1 protein-coding gene is annotated in these 512 nt (G+C 72.3%); it reads left to right on the top strand.

Annotated features, from left to right (window positions below):
- Nucleotides 1-372, top strand: a 372-nt coding sequence (locus G6018_RS15855; protein ID WP_182640129.1) for a DUF732 domain-containing protein, incomplete at its 5' end; no start/stop codon positions are given.
- Nucleotides 373-512 lie beyond the last annotated feature (140 nt).

Genomic DNA, 512 nt, shown 5'->3' with positions numbered 1-512 from the left:
TCCGTGGCCGCCGAGGCCACCTCCGCGGTCGGGGACGCCACCGACGGCGACGGGCCGACGACCGGCGAGCAGCCGGCCCCGGACGGGGACGGCGGCGACGACCGGTCTCCCGAGGAGCAGTTCCTCAGCGAGATCAGGACCGTCGGCGTGGACGCCGAGGACGAACAGGGTTATCTCACCCGGGGGCGCGACGCCTGTGCGTCACTCGACGGCGACATGGGCTACGTCGACGTGGTCCGGCAGTACAACGACGCCCACGCCGATGCGCCGGTGACCGAGGCCCCGGTGGTGGTGGCGGCCGCGGTCAGGGCGTTCTGTCCCCAGCACCTGCCGCAGGTCGGCCAGGACGAGGGCGGAAACCAGGGCGGCTGAAGCCGAGAGGGGCCCGTCTCACAAGCCCTCCCTGTCCAACGCCTCCGCGGTGAGCCGACGGCCGAGTTCGATCATCTCCTCCGCGCGGTGGAAATCGAAGGCCGAACACGAGTCGGACGGCACCTCCACGAGGACGTCGG

It is taken from the genome of Dietzia sp. DQ11-44, assembly GCF_014145205.1.
In the GTDB taxonomy this organism is placed as follows: Bacteria; Actinomycetota; Actinomycetes; order Mycobacteriales; family Mycobacteriaceae; genus Dietzia; species Dietzia natronolimnaea.
This window is presented reverse-complemented; position numbering and strand designations above follow the sequence as displayed.